Raw genomic sequence first — 22,054 nt, forward strand, 5'->3', positions numbered from 1 at the left:
ACGTGAATGAAGCCGCGAACGATACGGCATGACGCTCATATCTTGTTGATTTTTAATGGAATCAACACAATGTAGCCAGATTGACACACGATATGCAGCCCGATCGTCAGCGAATTATCGGACAATGAAAGCGAACTCCACACGCCTCTCCGCTGCCGCCCTCCCTTGAACAACGTTCCCATTCTCATCGTCGAAGACGACCCCGACATCAGTGCGCCGCTGGCTCAATTCCTGAGCGGCAAAGGCTATCGCACGCGGGTGGCCGGGAGCGCCGAACAGGGTCTCGCGATGCTCGCGCAGGAGAGCGTCGAGCTGGTGCTGCTCGACGTGATGTTGCCGGGCATGGACGGGCTGGAGCTGTGCCGCCGTCTGCGCGCCTCAGGCGGTCCGCGCATCATCATGCTGACCGCGCTCGTCGAGACCACCGACAAGGTGATCGGCCTCGAACTCGGCGCCGACGACTACGTCTCCAAGCCCTTCGATCTGCGCGAACTGCTCGCGCGCATCCGTTCCGCCTTGCGGCGTCCGCCGAGCGGCGCGGAGCCCGCCCAGACCAGCCAGAGCGCCGCGCCCGGCGACGCCGCGCGCGACCCCGGCGCCGAGCTCGTGGCTGCGTTCGCGGGACACACGTTCTATCCGTACCGGCGTTTCGTGCGCTCGCCCACGGGCCTGCGCATTCCGCTCACGGGCGCGGAAACCGATCTGCTGCTCGTGTTCTGCCGCCACGCGCGCCAGGTGCTCTCGCGCGAACAGCTGATCGCCCTCACGCGCGGCAAGGATTTCCCGATCGCCGCGCGCTCGATCGATCTGCTCGTCAGCCGCCTGCGCCGCAAGCTCAGCGGCGACGATCCGCTCGACGAAACCATACGCACCGTGCGCGCGGACGGCTATGCCTTCCAGCGCGACGTCGTTTTCGAGTGATGCACGCGTGATGCGCCGCTTCTTCTCCACCACGCTCGGCCAGATTCTCGCGATCATCGTGTGCTCGTCGAGCGTCACGTTCGCGCTCTTCACGCTGCTGCTGCTCAACCCGAGCGGCCCGCCCAAACCGCCGTGGCCGTGGCAGCCGACCTTCCGCATCGCGAACTTCGCGCGCGTGCTCGCGCGCTTGCCCGTCGATGCGCGCGCACACACGGCGGCCGTCATGCAGACGCCCGACTACGTGCTCGGCATGACGACCACGCCCGCGCGCTGCACCGTCAACACGCTCGACAACGGCGAGCTGTATCACACGCTGCGCGACGAACTGCGCGACATCGGCGCGACGGTCAGCGTGCATTCCTGCGACAAGACCGATCCCGGCGGCACGATCCAGGTGCTCGTCAAACTGCCTGGCGACGACGCGCAACTCGAAGTCCGCACGCAGCACATCGGCCCCGAGCCGCCGCGCCTGCGCTTCCCGTTCTATGGCGCGATTCTGTTCATGTGCGTCGGCGTGCTCGGCATGTCGGTGTGGGCCGTGTCGCTGGTGGTGCGTCCGCTGCGCCGTCTCGCCGACAAGGCCGACGCGTTCGGCCGCGACATCGCGCTCGCGCCGATCGAGGAAGAAGGGCCGCTCGAAATCCGCCGCGCCGCGCATGCGTTCAACCTCATGCAGGAGCGCATCACGCAGTCGCTGCACAACCGCACGCGCATGCTCGCGGCCGTGAGCCACGATCTGCGTACGCCGCTCACGCGCATGCGTCTGCAGATCGACACCAACGAAAGCCCGTCCATGCGCGACAAAGTGCGCAAGGACATCGACCTGATGCAGACGATGGTGTCCTCGGCGCTGTCGTATCTGAATACGGGCAACGACAACGAAAACAAGGAATGGCTCGATCTGAGCGCGTTGATTGCGACCGTGTGCGACGAGTACGAGGAAGCGGGCGCGGCGATCCGCTATGACGGCCCGCGCCAGATCCGCTACTTCTGCCGCCCCGACGGCATGCAGCGCGTGATGGCGAATCTGATCGACAACGCCTTGCGATTCGGCGAGACCGTGGTGGTCGTGGCCTCGGTGCGCGACGACACGATTCTCATCGACGTCAGCGACGACGGTCCGGGCATTCCCGAAACGCGACTGCGCGACGTGCTCGAACCGTTCGTGCGTCTCGATCCGTCGCGCGGCAGCCAGCCGGGCAGCGTCGGGCTCGGACTCGCGATCGTGCGCGACATCGTGCGCGCGCATGACGGCCATCTCACGCTCTTCAATCGCCGCCCTTCCGGCCTGACCGCGCGCGTCCAGCTCAGGCATGCCGTGGAATTTTGAGGGTCGCGTGCGTCGATGCTCGCGCGTCGGCGCGACGACCGCTGTCGATCCCCTGTTCTCAACCCTGCATTGACGAGCCAGCGAAGTGGATACGAAACTCGTTCATCTGGTGTTGCATCCCGCCAGCCATGAAGCGGCGCTCGCGTTTCTATACGATGCGCGGCGCGCGGCGCGAACGATCCGGCTGGACGGCGGAACGGGATTGACGCCCGCGCCTCAAAGGCCGCCCCGTGACGGCGAAGCGCCGTCGACCGCGCTGCAATTCGCGCTGCCGGCAAGTCAGGCGGTATGGCCGGTGCTCGGCGCGGGGCTGTGCGGCTGGCTTCACGGACATGCGAGCCGCAAGATCAGTCTGCGGGACGGCGAAGTCGAAGGTTTCGCTCATGCACCGAACGACGTCGAGGCATTGCTTAGGCATCTTGACGATCTGGGATCATTCGCCTTGCGTCACGAGTGATGGATCAAGTTGCGGGTTGAACACGCTCAGCCTGCTGCACCGATGCCGCGTCCGCGGCCGCGCGCAGCGCCAGCAAATAGCTCTGCGAGCCGAATCCGCAAATCTGGCCCGTCACGATTTCCGCGAACACGGATCGATGCCTGAACGCCTCGCGCGCGTGAATGTTCGACATGTGCAGTTCGACCACGGGACAGGTCAGGATTGCGAGCGCGTCGCGAATGCCGTAGCTGTAATGCGTCCACGCTCCTGCATTGATCAGCACCGCATCGACACTGTCTTCGAAAGCGCGATGAATGCGCTCGCACATCGCGCCTTCGCTATTGGTCTGGAACGACTCCACGCGTACGTCGAGTTCGCGCGCGAGCGCCTGCAATTGCGCGTCGATCTGTTCGAGCGTGATGGTCCCGTATTGGCGCGGATCGCGCTTGCCGAACATGTTGTGATTAATGCCGTGCAACATCAGAATCGTCTTCACTTCGTCTCCTTGTTCGCGCTCAATCGAGCGGCACCGTCAGCCGGTCGATGACCGCCTGCGTCTCCGGGCGCACGCCGCGCCACCATGCAAACGCTTCGGCGGCCTGCTCCACCAGCATGCCGACGCCATCGGCCACACCCGCCACGCCCGCATTGCGCGCGAGCCGCAGAAACGGCGTCAGTCGCTTGCCATAAGCCAGCTCATAAGCCGTGCCATGCGGACTGAAAACGCCCGGCGGCACCGGCGGCAGATCGCCGGTCAGGCTCGCGGAAGTCGCGTTGATCACCAGATCGAAACGCCCCATGCGTTCGAGTTCGCCGTAGGCGCAGGCGCTGATCCGGCCGTGTGCGGCCAGTTGCGCCGCCAACGCCCGCGCCTTCTCGACATGACGATTCGCGATCACCAGTTCAACGGGCCGCGCGCCCAGAAACGGCAGCAACGCACCGCGCGCCGCGCCGCCCGCGCCGAGCAGCAACACCCGCTTCCCGGCGAGCGGCGTGCGCAGATTCACCTCGATATCGCGCAGCAAACCGATCCCATCGAAGTTCTCCGCGATAATCCTGCCGTCTTCGAACTTGAATGCGTTCGCCGCGCCCGCGAGCGTCGCGCGTTCGCTGCGCGCGTCGGCCATTTCGAATGCGGCGAGCTTGAACGGCGCGGTGATATTCAACCCTTTGCCACCCGCCGCGATGAATTCGCGCACCGTCGCTGCAAACGCGCCTGCCGGTTCGCGCGGCGCTTCGATCGCGGTGTAGTGCATCGCCTGCTGCGTCGCTTCGGCAAACAGGCCGTGAATCAGCGGCGATTTCGTATGGCCGACCGGATGGCCAATGACTGCATATGCATCCTTCATTGCGGCCTCACTGTTCGAACAGCACGCCATCGGTTTGCATCGCATCGATCTCGGCGGGCGTGAAGCCGAGCGATTGCGCGATTTCCGCGTTGTGCTGCCCCAGATCGGGCGCGACTTCGCAGATCGTCGTATCGCACGCGGAAAAACGAAACGGCAGATTGGGCAGACGCAGCGTGCCGTAACGCGGATGCTCCTGTTCGACGATCATGCCGCGCGCCTGAATCTGCGGATCGGCGATCACTTCGTCGATGCGTTGCACCTTCGCGCAAGGCACATCGATGCCATCGAGCAGAGCGAGAATCTGCGCCACCGTGCGCGCCGCCACCCACGGTTCGACCACGGCGAGAATATCGAGCCGATGCGTGTTGCGCCCCACACTGTCGTGAAAGCGCGCGTCGGCGCCAAAGCCGCGCGGGCCGCCGCTCGCTTCGATCAGCGCGGCGAAACGCTTCCACGCGTCGTCCACCTGGGCCGCGATCACGAGATCGCCGTCGGTCGCGCGAAACACGCCGTAGAGCGTCGAGCCCGGCATATCGTGGCCGGTCTGTTCGGGCAGCACATCCGCGAGCGTATAGCACTGAACCGCGTACTCGTGCATCGACACCAGCGTGTCGTACAGCGCCATGTCGATATGCTGGCCGCGACCGCTCTTTACGCGGCCGAGCAGCGCCGCATTGATCGCCGCCACCGCATGAATGCCCGTGTACATGTCGCCGAGCGAGATGCGCAGCAAGGGCGGGCGCTCGCCCGGCGTGCCGACCATCTGCATGATGCCGCTCTTCGCTTCGGCGATCAGACCGAAACCGGCGCGATGCGCGTCCGGTCCCGTGTGTCCATAAGCCGAAATCGAGCAGTAAACAAGGCCTGGATTGCGCGTCGACAGCGCCTCATAGCCGAGCCCGAGCTTGTCGAGCGCGCCGGGACGATAGTTCTCCACGAACACGTCCGCCGAATCGCAGAGACGCTCCATGAAGGCCTTGCCGCGCGGGTCTTTCATATTGACGCTGACGCCGCGCTTGCCCATGTTGAGCTGCAGAAAATAGCCGCTGCTGCGCGCGTCGAGCACGGTCGCATGCTGACGTCCGGCGTCGCCGCCGCCGGGGCGCTCGACCTTGATCACTTCCGCGCCGAGCGCCGCGAGGCAGCGCCCCACATACGGACCCGCGAGAAAGTGGCTGTAATCGACAACGCGAATTCCTTCGAGTGGACGCGCCTGTTTCATCGCGCACCTCGGGGACGGCGCGGCACCATCAGGCGATGCTCGCCGCGCTGCACGACGTCGCCGTGCTGGTTAATCAGTTCCGAAGGCAGCACGACGATGCCCCAATCGGGACGGCTTCGGCTAGGCCGCATCGAGCCGACGCGAAACTTCACGTGCAGCACGTCGTTCACCTTGATCGGCAAAACAAAGTCCCAGCTCCAGCCCAGCGACATGCCCGGCAGAAAACGATAATCGCTCTGCGTTTTCAGGCCGTCGGCGATCGACAGACCGAACAGCCCATGCGCGACGAGACAACCGAAATGGCTGGCGTTCGCGTAGTCTTCATCGACATGCACCGGCGTGTGATCGCCCGTGAGATCGGCGTAGGCGAGAATGCGCTCTTTTGTGACGACGTAAGTCGGGCTCACGCATTCGTCGCCTTCGCGCGCGTCGTCCCAGGTTTTTTCGATGATGCTCATGTCATGCCTCCGCGCGCGGATCGATGGCGAGCGCCTGCGCGACACAGCGCGCGGGCTTCGCCTGAATGAATTCGATGGCGAGACCATCGGGCAGACGCAGCCAGTTCGCGCCTTGCGGCATCGGCTGCACGTCGTAACGGCGCGCCGCCGCGAGCGCCGCGTCGACGTCCTCGCACATGATGCCGAGATGACCGAGCCGCCCTTCCGGGCCCGCGAAATCCGCCATCTGGATGAACTGCATGCCGCCGAGCGTCCAGAACTGGCGCGGCGCGTCGAGCGTGCCGTCGACCTCGCGCATCGTCATGCCGAACACGTCCTCGAAGAAGCGGATATGCCAGTGGATGTCGCGCACGAAAAGGGCGACGTGCTCCAGATAGGCTTTCGGCGCGCTCATGCCCGCGCCTGCGCTTGCCGCCGGTCGGCCATCGCGCGCTCCACGCCCTTGATGCAGGCGACGAGCGTCGCGTTGACGGGCGTCGGCACGCCATGACGCGCGCCCCAGCGCACGACCGAGCCGTTGATGAAGTCGATCTCGGTCACCGAGCCTTTTTCGAGGCTCTGCAGCATCGAGGTCTTGAACGCGGCGGGCAGACCGTCGGCCGCCAGCGTCCACGCCTGCTCCGGATCGGTCATCGACAGCGTGACGCCCGCGGCCTGCGCCGCCGCGATCGCTTCGGCCACCGCCGCCAGCGACGCGGCCTTGAGCAGCGGCTCCTCGTAAAGCTGGCCGTAGGTGAGCGACGTGAGGCCCGTGAGCGCGCCCGTGGCCACGTTCACGAGCAGCTTGTCCCACATGGCGCCGACGATGTTGTCACTGACCTGCGTGGCGAGACCCGCCTGATCGAACGCTGCGGCGATGCGTTGCACGCGCGCCGTCACGCGTCCATCCAGTTCGCCGATCACCGTGTGCTTGCCCACGACGCCCGACTCGATATGGCCCGCGCCGCGCAGCACGCCGCCCACATAGGTCTTGCCCGCGAGCACGCGTTCGCGGCCCACGGCATCGGCCAGAATGTCTTCGTGACCGAGGCCGTTCTGCAGCGACAGCACGACGCTTTCCGGCCCGACGAGCGTCAGCGCGCCGCGAATCGCCGCGTCGGTATGAAACGATTTGACGAGCACGATGACGACTTCGGCCACGCCCACCTCCGCGGCCTGCGTGGTCGCGCGCACGGCGACCTGGCGCGAGCCGCGCGCGTCGTCGACGCGCAATCCGTGCGTGCGCATCGTCTCGACATGCGCGGGCGAACGGTCGATCAACCAGGTCTCGTGGCCGCCTTCGGTCAGCGTGGCGCCGATCGCGCAGCCCAGCGCGCCGGCTCCCAGAATGGCAATTTTCAAGAGCGTCTCCTTAACGTGTGACGCCACGATAAGAGCCGCCGGTCAATGTCGCAATGCAATGGCTACAATGTCGTCATTGCCTCACGCAATAATGGTGCATCGTGACGACCCCGACCGAACTCCCCGACCTCAAGCTGCTGCAACTGTTCGACCTGCTCTACGACACGCGCAGCGTCACGCGCGTGGCCGAGCAACTCGGTCAGAGCCAGCCCACCGTCAGCATCTGGCTCGCGCGGTTGCGCGAGCATCTGCACGATCCGCTCTTTATCCGCACGCCGGCCGGCATGGCGCCCACGCCGCAGGCGGACGCGCTGATCGGTCCGTGCCGCGAAATCCTCGAATCGTTACGGCGCTTTTCGGCTTGGGAAATCGCCTTCGATCCGGCCACGGCGCAGCGGCGCTTTCGCATCTGCATGACCGATGCGAGCCACGTCACGCTGCTGCCGCGTCTGCTCGCGCATGTGCGCGCGCAGGCGCCGGGCGTGCGGCTGGAAGCCGCCCGCATCGACGGCAATACGGAGCGCGCGCTGGAATCGGGCGAAGCCGATCTCGCGATTGGTTACGTGCCGTGGCTGAGCGGCGGCATTTATCAGCAGCAGCTTTACGAGCAGGATTGGGTCTGCCTCGCGAATCGCCATCATCCGCGCATTCGCAAGCGGCTCAGCGTGAAGGCGTATCGCAGCGAAGGACACGTGGCGATCACCGCGGGAACGGGCACGGCGCTGCTCGAACAGGCGCTCGTGCGCGAGCGTATCGAACGGCAGATCGCGCTCGAATTGCCGGGTTTTCTGGGGCTGGGCGCAATCGTGCAGACCACGGATCTGATCACGACGCTGCCGCGTCATATCGGCGAGACGCTGGCGCAGGCGAGCGATCTCGCGGTGCATGCGTGTCCGATTCCCGTCGACGGATTCGCCGTGCGGCAGCATTGGCACGCGCGCTACCATCACGAGGCGGGCAACCGCTGGCTGCGCTCGGTCGTCGCCCGGCTGTTTGGCGCGGCGGGAAATCGACTCGAAGGCTGAAGTTCGCGCGTTCGTCCTGCCGGTTCAGCCCGCGCGCGCTTGCACCTGACTCGCCCGCGCAAATTCCACGAAGCGCTCGGCCGCCGGATTGTGCATCGTCGCCGGATGTGCGAGATGCAGCGGCGCGCTGAGTCCATGCGCGCGGCTCAGCGGGCAAAACACCACATTACCGTGGTCGTAGTGGCGCATCGACGCCGGCACCAGCGTCACGCCCAGCCCCGCCGCGACCATGTGGATGCCCGTGAGCATGCGCGGCACTTCGCGCGCGACGTGCGGGAGAAAGCCCGCGCGCTTGCAGGCGGCGAGAAAATCCGCGTACATGCCCGGCGCGCCGGGCCGCCGCACGAGGATGAAATCTTCGCCGGCGAGCGCTTCGAGCGGCAGCGCGGGCGGTTCGCCATCACCGCCACCATCACCGTCGCCGTCCCGGTCGCGCCCGAGCAGCGCATGCCCGAGCGGCAAGACCACCACCATCGGTTCGTCGAGCAGTTGCACGAACGACAGATCGGCGGGCGTTTCCACGGGCTTGCGCAGAAAGGCGACGTCGACTTGCCGCGCGAGCAGACGCTCGATCAGCTCGGCGGCGTTGAGTTCGGCGAGTTCGATTTCGATGCCGGGCTGCGCGGCCCCGAACGCGCGAATGATCTGCGTCGTGAGCGGATGAAAACCCGCCGAACTCGTCAAGCCGATCGAGATCGTCCCCAGCTCGCCGCGCGCGATACGACGCGCGTGCGAGACGCCCTGCTGCAAGCGCTCCAGCACGAGCGTGGCGGTCTGCGCGAACGCCTCGCCGGCGGGCGTGAGTTCGACGCCGCGCGGCATCCGCACGAACAGCTCGCATCCCACTTCTTCCTCCAGCAGCCGGATTTGCTGCGAAAGCGGCGGCTGCTGCATCGCCAGCCGCTCGGCGGCGCGCGTGAACTGCCGCTCTTCGGCGACGGCGAGGAAATACCGCAAATGGCGTAGCTCCATCGTTTCTGGCTTCCTGGATCGGTTACGCGGCTCCCATATTTTCAACATATGGGAGGGTCATCGAATCGATATTTTACATCTATCGCGTGCAACCCTACGATGCGTGGACTTCGCCCGACCGCCCTTGCGGCGCAGCGAAGCGCAGCACAAAACGACGCAAAAACGACAATCGGAGACCACCATGAAAAAGCACACCGCCGCGGCAGCCATTCTTATTTCGAGCTGGAGCGCGGCCCACGCGCAAGGCGAAATCGACGAGGCGCTGCAACTGGCGACCGGCGGCGCGGGCGCGAGCACGGGCTCGGTCACGCTGTACGGCGTGATCGACGCGAACGTCGAGTTCCTCTCGCATGCGAGCGCCACGGGCGGCTCGCTGGTGCGCGAAAACTCGGGCGGCATTCACAACTCGCGCTTCGGCGTGCGCGGCAGCGAACCGCTCGGCGGCGGCAACAGCGCATGGTTCGTGCTGGAGTCGGGCTTCAACAGCAACGACGGCACCCAGGCAACGGCGGACACGCTGTTCAACCGCACGGCCGCCGTCGGTCTGTCGAACGAGCGCTTCGGCTCGCTGTCGTTCGGCCTGCAATACACGGCGATGTACGACATTCTGTTGCGCTACGATCCGATGTCGTTCGCGCAGCAGTACACGTGGTTCCCGACGACCGGCTCGTCCGACGACTTCGCCTTTCGCGCGCGCAACAGCAATTCGGTCAAGTACGTAGGACGCCTCGCCGGTTTGACGGCGATCGCCGACTACAGCTTCGGCGGCGACGCCGACTCGTTCCAGAGCAGCGCGGCCTACGGCGGCGGGCTCGATTACGATGGCGGCAGCTTCGGCGTCGCCATCGCCTACGACTACCGCAACGGGGCGATCAATTCGAGCGGCAAGTGGACGAAATCGCGCAACTACAGCGTATCGGCGCGCCAGAGCCTCGGCGCGCTCGAACTGCTCGGCGGCTACGAACACTATCTGTACAACCCGACGAAGAGCGCATCGGAATCGCAGGCGCTGCTGTTCGCGGGCGCGCGTTATCCGGTGATGCGTCATCTGAAGTTGACGGCCGCGTACTACTACGACCTCAACAAGACGCCCGGCGCATCGAATACGTGGATGGGCGTGCTGAGCACGCAATACGATCTGTCGAAGCGCACGTCGCTTTACGCGACCGTGGCCTACGCCCAGGCGACGCGTTACGCGAACGGCACGAGCAGCACATACACGCCCGTCGGCACGACCGACAGCACGGCCTACGGGCCGAACCAGACCGGCGTGACGCTCGGCATGTTTCATCGCTTTTGAGCGCCGACGTCGATACACCGATACACCGACGCCTCGCACGCATCCGTTTGATGGAGTGGTACGCATGACACGCAATCCCGAAGGGCCGCCGTCGCGCGCGGCGAACGCACAATCGCCGGTCAGGCGCACGGCGTTCGCGCGCAGGGCATCGCTGACTGCATCGGCCATCGCCATGACGCTCGCGTGCATCGGCGCGCCCGCGCACGCCGCGCCCGGCGATGCCGCGCACGTCTACTCGCCGCATCTGCGTCCGGTCTCGCACATTTCGGATACGCGCATGCGCATCGACACGCCTGGCGGTCCCGCCGAATTCGCGCTCTACGTCTCGCGCGACTGGGACCGCCCGCAGCCCGCCGTGACGCGCGCGATCATCGTGATTCACGGCAAGCTGCGCAACGCCGATACCTATTTCCACAGCGCCGAAACCGCGCGCGACGCCGCCGCTGCCGAGGGTGCGAACACGGGCGCGGACACGGGTGTGGGCTCGGGTGTGGACACATCGGGCACGCTCCTGATCGCGCCGCAATTCCTCGCGACGCTCGACTTCGCGGGCCGCGACGAACCCGCCGATCTGCTGCGCTGGGACGCCAACGGCTGGATGGCCGGCGACGCCGCCGTCGCGCCGCGAGCCGTGAGTTCGTACGCGGTGCTCGACGCGATCGTCGCACGGCTCGCCAACCGCACGCGCTTTCCCAATCTGCGCCATGTGATCTTCGCGGGCCACTCGGGCGGCGGCCAGGTCGTGCAGCGCTACGCCGTCGCGGCGCGCGATCTCGGCGCGCTCGCGCAGGCCGGCATCGACGTGCGCTATGTGGTGTCGAGCCCGTCGTCGTATGCGTATTTCGACGCCGAACGCCCCGTGCCCGTCGACGCCCAGGCGTGCCCCGACTTCGACACCTGGAAATACGGCATGCAGCAACGCCCCGCCTATCTCGCCGACCGCACGCCCGCGCAACTCGAAGCCGCCTACGCGCGGCGTCGCGTGACCTATCTGGTCGGCGGCAACGACGACGATCCGCAACAGAAGGCGCTCGACCGCAGTTGTCCCGCGGAGGCGCAAGGCCCGCAGCGCGTCGCGCGCGCGCACGCGTACTTCCGTTATCTGCAAGCGCGCCATCCGCAAGGCCTCGATCAGACGCTGCACGTGGTGCCGGGCGTCGGTCACAACGGCGCGCGCATGCTGACGTCCGCGTGCGCGCTCGCCGCGATGTTCGACACGGCGGGGTGCGCGCCATGACCATGAGCCCGAACCCGTCGTCGCTCTCTCCCGCGATGGTCCGTCGCGCGATCTTCTCCTCGGTGCTCGGCAACGGGCTCGAATGGTTCGACTTTCTGATCTACGCGTACTTTTCGAAGATCATCGCGCAGGTCTTTTTCCCGGCGGGCAGCGGCTTTCTTTCGCTGATGCTCACGCTCGCCACCTTCGCGATCGGCTTCGTGGTGCGGCCGTTCGGCGGCATTCTGCTCGGGCTCTACGCGGACCGCATGGGCCGCAGCCGCGCGCTCTCGCTCATCATCATGTCGATGGCGGCCAGCACGCTGCTGATGGGCCTCACGCCCGGCTACGCGCACATCGGCCTCGCCGCGCCCGCGCTGATCGTGTTCGCGCGGCTGCTGCAAGGGCTGTCGGTGGGCGGCCAGTTCGCGACCGCTTCGGCGATGCTCGTCGAGTACGCGCCGCCAGGCCGCAAGATGTTCTACGGCAGCTTCAACATGACGGCGCAGTCGTTCGCGCTGCTGCTCTCGTCGGGCACCGGCTATCTGCTGACGACGCAGCTCACGCACGCGCAACTCGTCGCGTGGGGCTGGCGCGTGCCGTTTCTCTGCGGTGCGCTCGCGGGCCCGATCGGCTTCTATATCCGCCATCGCGTGGCCGAATCGCCGGAATTCGTCGAACTGCGGGCGCACGAAGGCAAGCCGCCGCGCGTTTCACTGCGCCAGTTCTTCCGCGACAACGGCCGCGCCGCGCTCTGCGCGATGGGCGTGATCGCCGTGGGCGCCGCGACCAACTACGTGTGGCACTCGTACATGGCGGTCTACGTCGAGCGCCAGTTGCACCTGCCGCTCGCGGTCGCGCTGCGCGGCGCGTTCTTCTGCGGCGTGCTGAACCTGTTCCTGTTTCCGCTCGCGGGCCGCCTGATGGACCGCTACGGCGCGTACCGGCTGTTCTATCCGGTGACGATCGCGTGGATGGCCTGCGCGTATCCGCTGTTCGTCTACGTGGTCGCCGCGCCTTCGGCCGAACGGCTGTTCGTCGCGCAGGTGATCGCCACGGTCTTTCTCGCGGCGATGTCGGCGGGCCATCCCGGCATGCTCGCGACGCTCTTTCCGGTGCGCAGCCGCTCGTCGGGCGTCGCGCTCTCGTACAACGTCGCGGTGACGCTGTTCGGCGGACTCGCGCCGTTCACGATCACCGGATTCACGCGCCTCACGGGTTCGAGCCTCACGCCCGCGTTCTATCTGATTTTCGCGGGGCTGTTCTCGCTCGTGCTGGTGGCTGCGACGCGACGCGGCCACCGCGACGCCGACGACCGCCGCCTCGCCTCGCCACGGAGCCCCGCAGCATGACCTCGTCGACCACGCCTCATCGTCACGCCGACGACCGCGCCCAAAATAGCGCGCAGGACAGCGTCCACGACGAACGCGCGCCCAACGAACGGCCCGTCGCCGCAGTCGCGCCGCAGCGATTCGCCGTCGATACCGCGCGCGGACGCGGCACGGTTCCGCTCTACACGTCGAGCGGCTGGAACGCGCCGCGCAACGACGCCACGCGCGCCGTGATCCTGCTGCACGGCCGGCTGCGCAACGCCGACGCCTACTTCGCGCTCGCGCAACGCGCGCGCGACGGCGCCCACGCCGCGGGCAATCGCGCCGCGCAGGACACGCTGCTGCTCGTCCCGCAGTTTCTCGCCGACGCCGACATCGACGCGCATCGCCTGCCGCCCTCCACGCTGCGCTGGGACTGGACCAACTGGATGGGCGGCGACGACGCGCACGGTCCCGCGCCGCTCAGTTCCTTCGATGTCGTCGATGCGCTGCTGGCCGCGCTCGCCGACACGGTGCGCTTTCCGGTGCTGCGCGAAGTCGTGATCGCCGGGCATTCGGGCGGCGCGCAGGTCGTGCAGCGTTACGCGGTGCTCGCGGCCGGCGAAGCGGCGCTCGCCGCGCGCGGCGTGGCGCTGCGTTATGTGATCGCGAATCCGTCGTCGTATGTGTATTTCGATGCGCAGCGCCCCGATGGCGCGGGCGGATTCGCGCCGTTCGACGCGGCGCGCTGTCCTGGTTTCAATCGCTGGAAATACGGGCTCGACGCGTTGCCGCCGTACGCGCGCGCGATGCAGACAAACGACACGGCGACGCTCGATCCGCGCGTGCTCGAAGCGCAGTACGCGCGCCGTCATGTGATCTTGCTGCTCGGCGAACGCGATTGCGATCCCGCGCATCCGGCGCTCGACCGTTCGTGCGAAGCGATGACGCAAGGCGCACATCGTCTCGCGCGCGGCCGCGCCTGGGCGCAGTACATGCGCGCGCGGCATCCGCACGCGAGTACGCATACCACGCACGAAATCGCGGGCGCGGGTCACGACGCCGACGCGATTTTCGGTTCGCCCGCGGGACGCGAGGCGCTGTTCGGGTGAGTGTGCGGGTATGCCGTGCGAGGTTTATCGCGGGTTATCGAAGCTTGTCGCCGCTCATCGCGGACGCGCGTTTCGCGATATTCCCGCATGGTGCATTCGTGAGACTTGAAGCCCCCACGATACGCAACGCCCCGCAAATCGCGCGATAATTCCCCTCCCACCGCGCACATTCAGCGGGACGAACACGCCCGGCACCGCTCGTCCCGACCTTCGCCCGACCATGAAACCGCATCATCGCGCCATTGCCACGGCGCTGTTCGCCGCCGCGCTGTTCGGCGCCGCCACGCCGCTCGCCAAGGCGCTGCTCGGCGCCATGCCGCCGTTCATGGTGGCGGGCCTCTTCTATCTCGGCAGCGGCGCGGGTCTCGCCGTTGCGATGCTGGTGCGCCGCTTGAGTCGACTGAGCCGGACCGCCGACGCCCCGCCCGACCACGCCCCGCTGCGCCTCGCCGAACTGCCGTGGCTCGCGGGCGCAATCGCCGCGGGCGGCGTCGCCGGGCCCGCGTTGCTGATGCTCGGGCTCGTCAGCACGCCTGCCGCCACGAGTTCGCTGCTGCTCAATCTCGAAGGCGTGCTCACGGCGTTGATCGCCTGGCTGTGCTTTCGCGAAAATTTCGATACGCCGATCGCGCTCGGCATGGCCGCCATCGTCGCGGGCGGCGTGCTGCTGTCGTGGACCGGATCGGGCGCGCATGCAGCGGGTTCGCCGGGCGTCGCGCCCGGCGCGCTGTTCGTGGCGGCGGCCTGCCTGTGCTGGGCCATCGACAACAATCTGACGCGCAAGGTCTCCGCCAACGACGCCATGACGATCGCGTGCATCAAGGGCCTCGTGGCGGGTCCGGTGAATCTGGGCGTGGCGTTCTGGCTCGGCGCGCACTGGCCCGACGCCGCGCGCGTCGCGGGCGCGATGGCCGTGGGTTTCGCGGGCTACGGCGTGAGTCTCGTGCTGTTCGTGGTGGCGCTGCGCGATCTCGGCTCGGCGCGCACCGGCGCGTATTTTTCGGTGGCGCCGCTGTTCGGCGTCGCGCTCTCGCTGGGCATCTGGCCCGAGCGCCCCGCCGTCACGTTCTGGCTCGCGCTCGCGCTGATGGCGTTCGGCGTCTGGCTGCACGTGCGCGAGCGCCACGAGCACGAACACACGCACGACATGCTCGATCACACGCATCGGCATCGTCACGACGCGCATCATCAGCACGATCACGATTTCGACTGGGACGGCACCGAGCCGCATACGCACGCGCACCGGCATCTGCCGCTCACGCATACGCACGCGCATTTCCCCGACGTGCATCACCGGCATTCGCATTGAGCGCAGGCGCGTGAAATCGCGCGCAAACAGCCAGCGTGGGAGATTGAGATTCAGCGCGAAGCGGCGGCTTCGAAGGTGGATGGACTTGCAGGCGACTCGTCCGACGTATCAAAGCCCCAATCGCCGTATTCGAGCCAGTCGTCGCCGAGCAATTCGACGGGATGCTGGGTGCGGCTGGAGCCGTTGCCGCAACTGAGCGACGCAGCGGGGCAATAGCGGTCGCAACCCCAGCAGACGCGCTCGGGATGCGAGGGATGCAGCGGGAATTTCCTGGCCATGACGGTGCGTGAAACAATCCAGACGATATAAAAATCAATATAGTCCGCCTGCAAAAGCACTCCAGAGACGCATTGCCGCAGTAAGCTCTCGCCGATTCCACCCTGAATAACAAGATCAAAAACGACGCGTGGAACATAACCGCGCCACGCGCGCCCGATTCGGTGGTGCGGGACGGGACTGGCAGTTAGTTGCACTTTGACGCGACGATCACTTTCCCGCCCAGACCACGTCGCCATCGACCGAATAGATCCGGCAGCCTTCGTGGGCGTTGCCGCATCGCACCAGCGCTTCGCTGATCGCATCGACGCCCGAGGCCGCGCCCCACGCGCCGTCCGGCGCAATCGCGAACGCACGCGGACGGACCGTCGCCAGATACTGCTCATACGCGCGCCGCCCGGGCGGCTGCAAAAACGGCACCGCATTCACGTTCTGCAACGCGGCGAACTGCGTGCGCGGCGGCGCATCCGGCTGGCGCGGCCAGACCACGGTCTTGTCGATCGCATAGATCTGGCAGTACTGCGAGGTCTGCCAGCAGCGCGCGAGAGCCGTGCGCGCCGGATCGAAACCGCCCGACGCCCAGATCGCATCCGTGCTGCCGATCGCCAGCGCACGCGGCAGCGGCGCCGCCAGAAACCCCGCATAGATCTTCGCCTTCTGCTGCGCGCTCAGGAACGGCACGGCCGCCAGGTCGTCGAGCGAGGCGTAACCGCTCGGCCGCGGCGCCGCGCGCGGCAAATATTCAGGGGCGACTTCGCGGCCCGGCAGACCGATGCCCGCGAGAAACGCATCGGCTTTTTCGACCCACAGCGGCAGGCCCGCGCCCGAGGCCGTCATCGCGTGCGCGTCTTTCTGGAACGCGCCGTAATCGACGAGTTCGGCGTGCGCGCCCGCCGCCGTGTAGCGGCTGAACATGCCGTGCCACGTCGCGCTCGAAAAGATCTGGTCGTTGTCGCCGTAAAACCAGATCGACGGCAGCCGCGTGCGCGCGCCGAGTTCGGCGGCACTCGCGATCAGGCTCGCGTCCGGCTGGCTGCAATCGCTCTCCTTCACGCCGCCCGCGAAATTGAGCAACCCTTTCACGTCAGGCGGATTCGCCGCGCCGAACACCAGCGTGTTCCAGCCTCCCATGCTCTTGCCCGCGACGACGATGCGCGTGGCGTCCACGCCCGGCAGCGTCTTCACGACGTCGAGCACCTTGCGGATATCGCTCGCGGCATCCGCGCCGATGGCGAGCACGTTGCAGCCGTGCGGCGTCATATGGCCGCCCGATTGCGCGAAGCCGCGCATCATCGGCATGGCGACGGCGTAGCCGCGCGACAGGAAGTACCACGGGATGAACTGATCGGCGACGCGCGGCGCATTCGGCGGATCGTCGGACGCGCCGTGATTGACGAGCGCGAGCGGAAACGGGCCGCCCTGCGCGGGCATATACACGGTCACTTCGAGATTGACGCGCGGCGAAGCCTGCACGGGCACGCGCAGGATCTTTTCATTGAGCGGCGCGGCGGGCTCGACGTCCGGGTCGTAGGTCGGCAACGCGGCGCGCGCCAGCGTCGCAAGACAAACGAAAGCCATCAGAACGAGGGAAACCGTGAATTTCAGGCGTGACGTCATGGTGGATCGGGTTCGAGAACGGGCTGCGCGCGGCGCTGCTGGACTCGCCGCTTTCACGCTCGCCATCCTTCAGCCCGCGCGCCGCTACGCCGTGCTCTACGGCACGTTCGCGGAAAACTTGAGCGCGTGAAGCGAATCGCTTGAACGACGCCAGGACAGTGCCAGGTTACAAGGACATAACAAACGCATCGATCATCTAATTTATTTCGGCATCCAGATTAATATCCAATCCACCCAATCTTCGCTGATACGGATGGGCGAGCGCATCGAACGTAGCGTTAGGTGCGTTTATTTAAGCTCATTCACTTCGTTAGTTGCATTAACAACTTTATCTGCGTTGCGATGCCGACTACGCTGGCGGCGAGCGCACCGAACCGCTAACATCGTCGCCTTTTCGTATTTCCGCACTCGCGCATTCGCCCGATGAAGGCCCCGCTTCTAACCGCCCTCGCCCTCGCTTCGGGCAACACCGTGACGTGGCTGCTCGGCCTGCGCGTCGTCGGCGCGATCGACTGGCTGCCCGACTGGTATCGGCTGCATCATTGGGGCGACACGACCGTGATCGTGCTCGCCACGTTCTCGCTCTATCTGATGAGCCGCGCGCCGCTCAAGGCCTATGCCGTGCATTGCCTCGCGCTGTTTCTACTGTGGGAAATTCCGACCGTGCTCTATGGCGTCGAACGACTCGCCGGGCCGCCGATGCCCGACGCCGTGCACGCGCAGCTCGCGCCGTTCATCGCGGGCAGCCTGATTCTGCTGACGGCCGCCTCGACCGTCGCGGCGGCCACGTATGTTGCGCCGCGCCGTAAAACCCGGCGCAAGCGCTAACGCGTTTCGCGGCATACTGGCACCTCCATCCGCCCGAGGATCGCACGCGATGACCACCACGCCGACGAACCCCTCCGCCCGCATCGACGAACTGATCGCCGGCATCGACGACTGGCGCGGCGCCACGCTCGCCGCCGTGCGCGCGTGCATGCGCGGCGCCGACGCCGCCATCGTCGAAGAATGGAAATGGATGGGCAGCCCGACCTGGTCGTGCGACGGACTCATCGCGGTCGCGAACGCGCACAAGGGCAAGGTGAAGGTGACGTTCGCGCACGGCGCGGGCCTCGCCGATCCGGACGGCCTGTTCAATGCGGGACTCGAAGGCAACGCGCGGCGCGCCATCGACTATGCCGAAGGCGACAAGGTCGACGCCCGCGCGCTCAAGCGGCTCGTGCGCGCCGCCATCGAATACAACCGCGCGCATTTGAAGAAGAACGCGAAGACAAAGGGCGCGTAACGCCGTGCCAGTGACGGCACGCGACTACGCTCGAAAACGTTCGCGCACCGTTCAAACCAGCGCCTTGCCCGCCTCCACATCCGCCAGCCGATCGACCGGCACGCGATGCCGACGCGCCGTGAGATCGGCGACGATCGACAGCGCGATCTCGGGCGGCGTGCTGCCGCCGAGATACAAACCGACCGGCGCGTGCAGCGTGTCGAGCGCCGCTTGCGTCACGCCGAACAGTTGCAGGCGCTCGCGGCGCGCCGCGCTGTTGCGCCGCGAACCGATCGCACCGACGTAGAACGCGGGCGTCATCAACGCTTCCATCAGCGCGAGGTCGTCGAGCTTGGGATCGTGCGTGAGCGCGATCACGGCCATGCGCGCGTCGGGGCGCATCGCGAGCACGGTGTCGTCGGGCATCGTGCGCACGCGCGCGACGCCGGCCACGCGCCAGTCGTCGAGATACGATTCGCGCGGATCGCAGACCGTCACCGCATAGCCGAGCGGCAGCGCCATCGTCGCCACGTACTCGCTCAACTGGCCCGCCCCGATCAGCAACAGGCGCCACGACGGCCCGTGCATCGTGGTCAGGCGCTCGCCGTCGAAGCTGAATGCGTCCGCTTGTGTACTTGACTGCACGCGCACGAGCGTCACCGCGCCGCTGCGCATGTCGAGCGTGCGGCGCATCAACTGCCCTTCGCGCAACGCCGCGAGCAGCGCATCGAGCCGGCTGTGCGCGCCAAGCGTTTCGCACGCGAGGCGCATCGTACCGCCGCAAGGCAAGCCGAAGCGATGCGCTTCGTCGGCGCTCAGTCCATATTCGAGCGTCGATGCACGCGCGCGCGGCGGCCCTTGCGCACGCAGACGCTCGACGAGATCGTCCTCGATGCAGCCGCCCGACACCGAGCCGACGAGGTGGCCGTCGTCGCGCAAAGCCATCAGCGAGCCGAGCGGACGCGGCGACGAACCCCACGTGCGCACCACCGTGTAGAGCCACGCCGTGCGGCCCGCCGCCAGCCAGCGCGCCGCCGTTTCCAGCACTTCGCGATCCGCGTCCTGCATGCTCACGTCTGCCTCCGTCACGGGATACTGCGCGCGTTGACGATCGCGCCGCTCAATGCGTCTGTGCGCGCACGCGCGCCGACGCGCTTTCCAGATCGCGCCACGCGGGTTCGTCCGGCGCATAACGCGCGCGGATATAGCTCGCGAGTTCGGCCATCTGGCGATCGTCGAAACTGTCCTTGAAACCGGGCATGTAGCCGAGCCCTTCGGTCGCGGGCTGCTCGATGCCATTCATCAGCACGTGCAGCAGATTGTCGGGGCTGGCGTGGCTCACGCTCGTATTGAGGCCCATCAGCGGACGCACGCCGAAGTGGCCCACGCCGCCCGAGGCCGCGTGGCACACCGCGCACGCCGCTTCGAACATGCGCTGGCCGTTCTGGAAACCGAGCGTGGTGAGCGCATCGGCATTCGCGCCTGAGGCGCGTGCAGCGGCGGCCTGCGCGGCGGCGGCCGCTTCGACCGGCGGCGACAGCGACGCGATGTAATGCGCGATGGCGCGCACGTCCGATTCCGGCAAATCGGCGAGCCCCGCGACGACGGGCGCCATCGGCCCCGCCGCCACGCCGTGCTCCGGCGAAAAACCCGTGCGCAGATAGGCGAACAGCGCGTCTTCGGTCCACGGCACGGGCGCGCCGCTTTTGCCGGCCTTGCTGTTCGTGCCCGCGTGCGCGGCCACGAGCGACGGCGCGGCCCAGCCTTCCGCGCTGCCGCCCGCGAGATACGCGAAACCGCCCTTTTCCGCGCCGAGCGCGTTGCGCGGCGTGTGGCACGCGCCGCAATGGCCCGCGCCGTCGACGAGATATTTGCCGCGATTCCAGAGCGCCGAGCGTTGCGGATCGGGCGCGTACTGCGCGTCGTCGTGGAAGAGCCAGTTCCAGCCCGCCACGAGGCGGCGCTGATTCATCGGGAACGGCAGCTTCGTTTCGGGCGCGGCCTGCTTCACGGCCGGTTGCGACATGAGCCACGCGTAGAGCGACATCATGTCGGCGTCGCTCATGCGCGCGAACGACGTGTACGGAAACGCGGGATACAGATGACGGCCGTCGCGCGCAATGCCCTGACGCATCGCGCGCGCGAACGCTTCGTAAGTCCACGCGCCGATGCCGGTCTCGCGATCCGGCGTGATGTTGGTCGACCAGACGGTGCCGAACGGCGTCTCCAGCGCGAAGCCGCCCGCGTTGGTCGCGCCGCCGGGCGCCGTGTGGCACACGGCGCAATCGCCCGCGATGGCGATCTGCCGCCCGCGTTCGAGCATCGCGGCGCTCCATGCCGAGGCGTCGGCGTTCGCGCCTGCGGGCAAGGGCGCGATGGACGCAGGACCGGGCAGCATTGAGCACGCGAGGCCGATCAGCCCGCCCGCCACGCCGCCGATGCCGCCGCCCGCGAGCCAGCGCTTCCAGCGCGAGGGACGGCGTTGCGCGGCGGGCGCATCGAGCGCCACGGCCGGACCCGCCGCCGCAAACGCGCGACGCAGCGTGTCGGGATCGAACGGCGGCGCGCGAAAGCGCACGCCCGTGGCGTCATAGAGCGCATTGGCGATGGCGGCGGCCGCGGGCGCGCTCATCTGATCGATACGATTTTCGTCTTGATCGTTGCGACGCTGAATTAATCCGGATTCCGAATCGATTGGTGAATCGATCAGGTCGTGCGAAACCGAAGTCGGATTGCCTTCTGACGAGCCGGTTTCGTCGTGCGTGGCGCGAGCGAGGCGACGCACGCCGGTTGCGCGCGCGATGGCCTCCTCGATCTGCCAGGCGGGCATGCCGGTAAGCGCAGTCTGATCCGGCGTGCCCGCGCCTTGACCGGCTACGACGCGGCGCACGGCGATATCGCCGGTTGCGCGATTGACGTCGAGATCGACGACCCATGCGGACCAGCTTGCCGCCTGTTTCACCGATTTCACTGGTTGCGCCGACGTGCTCTTATCCGCGTAATCGAGCGCAGGCGTTGAAGGCGGTGCGTGATCGTCGGCACGTTCGCCATCGAAGGCAAAGCCGCGCCCGCGCACCCACGGCGAGTCGGGTTGAGCCGCCGCGGCCACTGGCGCGCCCCACGCCGCGCGCTCGCTGACCATGCGAATGACTTCGCGCGCACCGGCGTCGCGGTTCGCGTCGAGATGATCGAGACGCAACGCGACTGCATCGCGTTGCGCGTCGTGCGCGATTTCGTCGATAAACGATTCGCGCGCGAACGCATGCGCCTGCGAGGGAATCGCGCACGCGGGATCGTCCACGGCGATGCTGGCCTGCACATGGCGATACAGCAACGGCGGCAGCGCCGCGCTTTCCGCCCGCACGGCTTCAGCTTCGGCCTGCGCGTCGAGACGCGCGCGGTAATGCCACTTCGTCATCGTGCCATCAGCGGCGAGACGCGCTTCGACGGCCAGTTGCGCATCGGCATCGCGACCTTGCGCGGGCCACGCGTAATCCGCGCGACGCAGCGTGCCCGATTCCTGCGCGCTCGCGTCCGTGTTCATCGCCATCAACGCCGCATCGGCGCGCAAGGCCAGCCCTTGCGGATCGTCCTCG

At 67.2% G+C, this 22,054-nt stretch carries 23 protein-coding genes; 12 read left to right on the forward strand and 11 right to left on the reverse strand.

Going from position 1 to position 22,054, the window contains the following annotated elements; all coding sequences use genetic code 11:
* Positions 1-165 precede the first annotated feature (165 nt).
* The 3 genes from BMY06_RS21365 (at position 166) to BMY06_RS21375 (ending at position 2,708) form a co-directional block, all read left to right on the forward strand.
* The gene (locus tag BMY06_RS21365) at positions 166-921 is read left to right on the forward strand and encodes a response regulator transcription factor (RefSeq protein ID WP_074985059.1); all 756 of its coding nucleotides are present in this window, start codon (positions 166-168) and stop codon (positions 919-921) included.
* Positions 890-2,251: an ATP-binding protein gene (locus BMY06_RS21370; protein WP_231957490.1), complete on the forward strand. Its 1,362-nt coding sequence runs from the start codon at positions 890-892 to the stop codon at positions 2,249-2,251. Before BMY06_RS21365 ends, BMY06_RS21370 begins: the two co-directional genes overlap by 32 nt.
* 85 nt (positions 2,252-2,336) lie before the next feature.
* Entirely contained in the window at positions 2,337-2,708 is a 372-nt protein-coding gene (locus BMY06_RS21375) for a hypothetical protein (RefSeq protein ID WP_074985061.1), read from the forward strand.
* Between the two features lie 4 nt (positions 2,709-2,712).
* Here the strand turns inward: BMY06_RS21375 and aroQ are convergent, their stop codons facing one another.
* The 6 genes from aroQ to BMY06_RS21405 are packed head-to-tail and all read right to left on the reverse strand — an operon-like array spanning position 2,713 to position 7,057.
* Positions 2,713-3,183 carry a type II 3-dehydroquinate dehydratase gene (aroQ, locus tag BMY06_RS21380; RefSeq protein WP_074985062.1) on the reverse strand — a complete coding sequence of 157 codons (471 nt, stop codon included), beginning with the start codon at positions 3,181-3,183 and terminating at the stop codon, positions 2,713-2,715.
* Between the two features lie 19 nt (positions 3,184-3,202).
* Positions 3,203-4,036, reverse strand: coding sequence for a shikimate dehydrogenase (aroE, locus tag BMY06_RS21385; RefSeq protein WP_074985064.1), 834 nt, complete (start codon positions 4,034-4,036; stop codon positions 3,203-3,205).
* Positions 4,037-4,043: 7 nt separating this feature from the next.
* Positions 4,044-5,258, reverse strand: coding sequence for a CaiB/BaiF CoA transferase family protein (locus BMY06_RS21390; protein ID WP_065059068.1), 1,215 nt, complete (start codon positions 5,256-5,258; stop codon positions 4,044-4,046).
* Entirely contained in the window at positions 5,255-5,716 is a 462-nt protein-coding gene (locus tag BMY06_RS21395) for a MaoC family dehydratase (protein WP_074985065.1), read from the reverse strand. Before BMY06_RS21395 ends, BMY06_RS21390 begins: the two co-directional genes overlap by 4 nt.
* 1 nt (position 5,717) lies before the next feature.
* A complete protein-coding gene (locus tag BMY06_RS21400; RefSeq protein WP_074985067.1) occupies positions 5,718-6,110 on the reverse strand; it encodes a VOC family protein in 393 nt (130 codons plus the stop codon).
* The gene (locus BMY06_RS21405) at positions 6,107-7,057 is read right to left on the reverse strand and encodes a ketopantoate reductase family protein (protein WP_074985068.1); all 951 of its coding nucleotides are present in this window, start codon (positions 7,055-7,057) and stop codon (positions 6,107-6,109) included. The genes BMY06_RS21400 and BMY06_RS21405 overlap by 4 nt, the downstream gene beginning before the upstream one ends.
* A 101-nt stretch (positions 7,058-7,158) precedes the next feature.
* On the opposite strand from BMY06_RS21405, the gene BMY06_RS21410 reads away from it, so the two are divergent.
* Positions 7,159-8,082: a LysR family transcriptional regulator gene (locus BMY06_RS21410; RefSeq protein WP_065059064.1), complete on the forward strand. Its 924-nt coding sequence runs from the start codon at positions 7,159-7,161 to the stop codon at positions 8,080-8,082.
* Positions 8,083-8,106: 24 nt separating this feature from the next.
* Here BMY06_RS21410 and BMY06_RS21415 read toward each other — a convergent pair whose 3' ends face one another.
* Positions 8,107-9,054: a LysR family transcriptional regulator gene (locus BMY06_RS21415; RefSeq protein WP_065059063.1), complete on the reverse strand. Its 948-nt coding sequence runs from the start codon at positions 9,052-9,054 to the stop codon at positions 8,107-8,109.
* Between the two features lie 181 nt (positions 9,055-9,235).
* Between BMY06_RS21415 and BMY06_RS21420 the strand changes: the two genes are divergently transcribed.
* From BMY06_RS21420 to BMY06_RS21440, 5 genes are all read left to right on the forward strand, one after another.
* Positions 9,236-10,354 (forward strand): porin, encoded by a 1,119-nt coding sequence (locus BMY06_RS21420; protein WP_074985173.1) that lies wholly within the window; start codon positions 9,236-9,238, stop codon positions 10,352-10,354.
* A 64-nt stretch (positions 10,355-10,418) separates the two neighbouring features.
* On the forward strand, positions 10,419-11,591 hold the full coding sequence (locus tag BMY06_RS21425) for an alpha/beta hydrolase (RefSeq protein WP_244144324.1): 1,173 nt from the start codon (positions 10,419-10,421) through the stop codon (positions 11,589-11,591).
* Complete coding sequence (locus BMY06_RS21430; protein WP_065059062.1) at positions 11,588-12,922, forward strand: MFS transporter; 1,335 nt, start codon at positions 11,588-11,590, stop codon at positions 12,920-12,922. The genes BMY06_RS21425 and BMY06_RS21430 overlap by 4 nt, the downstream gene beginning before the upstream one ends.
* Positions 12,919-13,992, forward strand: a complete 1,074-nt coding sequence (locus BMY06_RS21435; RefSeq protein ID WP_074985070.1) for a hypothetical protein — start codon at positions 12,919-12,921, stop codon at positions 13,990-13,992. The genes BMY06_RS21430 and BMY06_RS21435 overlap by 4 nt, the downstream gene beginning before the upstream one ends.
* A 220-nt stretch (positions 13,993-14,212) precedes the next feature.
* Positions 14,213-15,301 carry a DMT family transporter gene (locus tag BMY06_RS21440; RefSeq protein WP_074985071.1) on the forward strand — a complete coding sequence of 363 codons (1,089 nt, stop codon included), beginning with the start codon at positions 14,213-14,215 and terminating at the stop codon, positions 15,299-15,301.
* A 50-nt stretch (positions 15,302-15,351) separates the two neighbouring features.
* Here BMY06_RS21440 and BMY06_RS21445 read toward each other — a convergent pair whose 3' ends face one another.
* On the reverse strand, positions 15,352-15,579 hold the full coding sequence (locus tag BMY06_RS21445) for a DUF3079 domain-containing protein (protein WP_065059059.1): 228 nt from the start codon (positions 15,577-15,579) through the stop codon (positions 15,352-15,354).
* A 208-nt stretch (positions 15,580-15,787) separates the two neighbouring features.
* The gene (locus tag BMY06_RS21450; RefSeq protein WP_074985073.1) at positions 15,788-17,194 is read right to left on the reverse strand and encodes a dienelactone hydrolase family protein; all 1,407 of its coding nucleotides are present in this window, start codon (positions 17,192-17,194) and stop codon (positions 15,788-15,790) included.
* Here BMY06_RS21450 and BMY06_RS40480 point away from each other — a divergent pair.
* The 3 genes from BMY06_RS40480 (at position 17,193) to BMY06_RS21460 (ending at position 18,479) form a co-directional block, all read left to right on the forward strand.
* A complete protein-coding gene (locus BMY06_RS40480) occupies positions 17,193-17,324 on the forward strand; it encodes a hypothetical protein (RefSeq protein ID WP_260696531.1) in 132 nt (43 codons plus the stop codon). The genes BMY06_RS21450 and BMY06_RS40480 overlap by 2 nt on opposite strands.
* A gap of 293 nt (positions 17,325-17,617) precedes the next feature.
* Entirely contained in the window at positions 17,618-18,022 is a 405-nt protein-coding gene (locus tag BMY06_RS21455) for a hypothetical protein (protein ID WP_065059057.1), read from the forward strand.
* Between the two features lie 49 nt (positions 18,023-18,071).
* Positions 18,072-18,479, forward strand: a complete 408-nt coding sequence (locus BMY06_RS21460) for a DUF1801 domain-containing protein (RefSeq protein ID WP_065059056.1) — start codon at positions 18,072-18,074, stop codon at positions 18,477-18,479.
* A 51-nt stretch (positions 18,480-18,530) separates the two neighbouring features.
* Here BMY06_RS21460 and BMY06_RS21465 read toward each other — a convergent pair whose 3' ends face one another.
* Complete coding sequence (locus tag BMY06_RS21465; RefSeq protein ID WP_074985177.1) at positions 18,531-19,526, reverse strand: XdhC family protein; 996 nt, start codon at positions 19,524-19,526, stop codon at positions 18,531-18,533.
* A gap of 52 nt (positions 19,527-19,578) precedes the next feature.
* Positions 19,579-22,008 carry a c-type cytochrome gene (locus BMY06_RS21470; protein WP_390971112.1) on the reverse strand — a complete coding sequence of 810 codons (2,430 nt, stop codon included), beginning with the start codon at positions 22,006-22,008 and terminating at the stop codon, positions 19,579-19,581.
* Positions 22,009-22,054: the final 46 nt, after the last annotated feature.

This window comes from Paraburkholderia tropica (assembly GCF_900109265.1).
Taxonomy (GTDB): domain Bacteria; phylum Pseudomonadota; class Gammaproteobacteria; order Burkholderiales; family Burkholderiaceae; genus Paraburkholderia; species Paraburkholderia tropica.

Excerpts from the sequence above, each read along its gene's own strand:
- BMY06_RS21370 (WP_231957490.1), top strand. The coding sequence starts at position 890 with ATGCCTTCCAGCGCGACGTCGTTTTCGAGTGATGCACGCGTGATGCGC.
- aroE (WP_074985064.1), bottom strand. The coding sequence starts at position 4,036 with ATGAAGGATGCATATGCAGTCATTGGCCATCCGGTCGGCCATACGAAA.
- BMY06_RS21390 (WP_065059068.1), bottom strand. The coding sequence starts at position 5,258 with ATGAAACAGGCGCGTCCACTCGAAGGAATTCGCGTTGTCGATTACAGC.
- BMY06_RS21395 (WP_074985065.1), bottom strand. The coding sequence starts at position 5,716 with ATGAGCATCATCGAAAAAACCTGGGACGACGCGCGCGAAGGCGACGAA.
- BMY06_RS21400 (WP_074985067.1), bottom strand. The coding sequence starts at position 6,110 with ATGAGCGCGCCGAAAGCCTATCTGGAGCACGTCGCCCTTTTCGTGCGC.
- BMY06_RS21415 (WP_065059063.1), bottom strand. The coding sequence starts at position 9,054 with ATGGAGCTACGCCATTTGCGGTATTTCCTCGCCGTCGCCGAAGAGCGG.
- BMY06_RS21420 (WP_074985173.1), top strand. The coding sequence starts at position 9,236 with ATGAAAAAGCACACCGCCGCGGCAGCCATTCTTATTTCGAGCTGGAGC.
- BMY06_RS21425 (WP_244144324.1), top strand. The coding sequence starts at position 10,419 with ATGACACGCAATCCCGAAGGGCCGCCGTCGCGCGCGGCGAACGCACAA.
- BMY06_RS21430 (WP_065059062.1), top strand. The coding sequence starts at position 11,588 with ATGACCATGAGCCCGAACCCGTCGTCGCTCTCTCCCGCGATGGTCCGT.
- BMY06_RS21435 (WP_074985070.1), top strand. The coding sequence starts at position 12,919 with ATGACCTCGTCGACCACGCCTCATCGTCACGCCGACGACCGCGCCCAA.
- BMY06_RS21440 (WP_074985071.1), top strand. The coding sequence starts at position 14,213 with ATGAAACCGCATCATCGCGCCATTGCCACGGCGCTGTTCGCCGCCGCG.
- BMY06_RS21445 (WP_065059059.1), bottom strand. The coding sequence starts at position 15,579 with ATGGCCAGGAAATTCCCGCTGCATCCCTCGCATCCCGAGCGCGTCTGC.
- BMY06_RS40480 (WP_260696531.1), top strand. The coding sequence starts at position 17,193 with ATGGTGGATCGGGTTCGAGAACGGGCTGCGCGCGGCGCTGCTGGACTC.
- BMY06_RS21450 (WP_074985073.1), bottom strand. The coding sequence starts at position 17,194 with ATGACGTCACGCCTGAAATTCACGGTTTCCCTCGTTCTGATGGCTTTC.
- BMY06_RS21455 (WP_065059057.1), top strand. The coding sequence starts at position 17,618 with ATGAAGGCCCCGCTTCTAACCGCCCTCGCCCTCGCTTCGGGCAACACC.
- BMY06_RS21460 (WP_065059056.1), top strand. The coding sequence starts at position 18,072 with ATGACCACCACGCCGACGAACCCCTCCGCCCGCATCGACGAACTGATC.
- BMY06_RS21465 (WP_074985177.1), bottom strand. The coding sequence starts at position 19,526 with ATGCAGGACGCGGATCGCGAAGTGCTGGAAACGGCGGCGCGCTGGCTG.
- BMY06_RS21470 (WP_390971112.1), bottom strand. The coding sequence starts at position 22,008 with ATGGCGATGAACACGGACGCGAGCGCGCAGGAATCGGGCACGCTGCGT.